At 63.9% G+C, this 2,226-nt stretch carries 2 protein-coding genes; both read left to right on the top strand.

The window, feature by feature from the left end:
* Positions 1–1,298 (top strand): DUF1522 domain-containing protein (locus AC0L3J_RS36945; protein WP_473350368.1); only part of this gene is annotated, 1,298 nt, incomplete at its 5' end.
* 359 nt (positions 1,299–1,657) lie between these two features.
* Positions 1,658–2,226, top strand: a 569-nt coding sequence (locus tag AC0L3J_RS36940; protein WP_473350366.1) for a flagellin N-terminal helical domain-containing protein, incomplete at its 3' end; no start/stop codon positions are given.

The following is a 2,226-nucleotide window of genomic DNA, read 5'->3' as shown; positions in this document are numbered from 1 at the left end:
GTGGCGGCAATGCCACGGTGACCGCGACCCGCACGACCAGCTCGGCTTCGCTGTCGGCATCGATCGCGGACGGCTCGACGCTGAACGTCGACGGCCACGTCATCACCTTCAAGAACGCGCCGGTTCCGGGTTCGAGCAACGCTCCGGCGATCCCGAGCGGCTTCGGCGTCAGCGGCAACGTCCTCACCGACGGCGCAGGCAACTCGACGGTCTATCTGCAGTCCGGCACGGTTGCCGACGTGCTGAAGGCGGTCGACCTTGCCACCGGCGTGCAGACGGCCTCGATCGCGGCCAACGGCACGGCGACGCTGAGCACCGCAAGCGGCCAGATCGCCTCGTCGATCAACGCCTCCGGCCAGCTCAAGCTGGCGACCGGCGTCAATGCCGATCTGTCGATCACCGGCACCGGTAATGCGCTGAACGTGCTCGGCCTCGCCGGCAACACCGGCACTGCGAGCGTGTTCTCGGCGGCCCGGACCTCCGGCGTCGGCGGCCTCAGCGGCAAGACCTTGACCTTCTCCTCCTTCAACGGCGGCACGGCGGTCAATGCCACCTTCGGCGACGGCACCAACGGCACGGTCAAGACGCTCGACCAGCTCAACACGAAGCTTCAGGCCAACAACCTGACGGCGACGATCGACGCCAACGGTCTGCTGACGGTCTCGACCACCAACGACTATGCGTCCTCGACCATCGGGTCGAGCGCCGCGGGTGGTGCGATCGGCGGCACGCTGACCTCATCGCTGACGTTCTCGACGGCTTCCAGCCCCGTCCAGGACACGGTTGCCCAGACCTCACGCTCCAACCTGGTCAACCAGTACAACAACATCCTGAACCAGATCGACACGACCTCGCAGGACTCCTCGTTCAACGGCGTCAACCTGTTGAACGGCGACCAGCTCAAGCTGGTGTTCGACGAGACCGGCAAGTCGAACCTCAGCATCACGGGCGTGACCTACAACTCCAAGGGTCTCGGCCTTGCTGCGCTGACCAGCGGTGTCGACTTCATCGACAACGCTGCCACCAACAAGGTGCTGTCGAACCTGAACGCCGCGTCGAGCACGCTGCGTTCGGAAGCGTCGAGCCTCGGTTCGAACCTCTCGGTGGTGCAGGTGCGTCAGGACTTCAACAAGAGCCTGATCAACGTGCTGCAGACCGGTTCGTCGAACCTGACCCTGGCCGACACCAACACCGAAGCGGCCAACAGCCAGGCGCTGTCGACCCGCCAGTCGATCGCGGTCTCCGCGCTGTCGCTGGCCAACCAGTCGCAGCAGAGCGTGCTGCAGCTGCTCCGCTAACAAGCGGAAAGACATCGTAAGACGGCTACGGCGGCGGAGCTTCGGCTCCGCCGCTTTCTTTTTGCGACGGCATCAGAGTGCCGCTCGACGAAGTGCGGACGATGCATTCGGATGCAGCCGATTGCTTACTCTGAGTTATGGTTGACAAGTCGCAAACGTCGGGTCTTTGCGCGAAAAAGCATCATGCGATCATGACGATATGGACGAGCCTGATGTGGCTCCGATCGCTCTTATGGTGAATCCGCGCAAGGACTGGCGCGACACGCTTCATGCTTTGTTAGCCGTCTGCATTCACCGTCCCGGCATCGATTAATCCTAATCGAAGTTTGTTGCGTTGCGTACCAGAAGGGTAACACTCAATGTCCGGTATTGTTCTCTCCTCGTCGGTTCGTCAGAACCTGCTCTCCCTCCAGTCCACCGCTGACCTTCTCGCCACCACGCAGAGCCGCCTGTCGACCGGCAAGAGCGTCAATTCGGCCCTGGACAATCCCACCAACTTCTTCACGGCACAGTCGCTCGACAACCGCGCCAGCGACATCAACAATCTGCTCGACGGCATCGCCAACGGCGTGCAGGTGCTGCAGGCCGCCAACACCGGCATCACCTCGCTGCAGAAGCTGATCGACTCTGCCAAGTCGATCGCCAACCAGGCGCTGCAGACCACTGTCGGCTACTCCACCAAGTCCAACGTCTCCACCACGATTGCGGGTGCGACGGCGGCCGATCTGCGCGGCACGACCTCCTTTGCCAGCGCGACCGCGCTGGGCAGCGTGCTGTATAACGGCACGGCCGGCGGCGCCACCGCGGCAGGTTCGGGCGCCACTCTCGGCGCAACCCAGGGCTCGTTCGCTGGCACCGGGGGTGTTGCGGCCGACGGCACGACAGGCATCTCGTCGGCAACCACACTGCTCGGCACCACCGCCGCCGG

This window comes from Bradyrhizobium sp. Kon37 (assembly GCF_055807535.1).
This window is presented reverse-complemented; position numbering and strand designations above follow the sequence as displayed.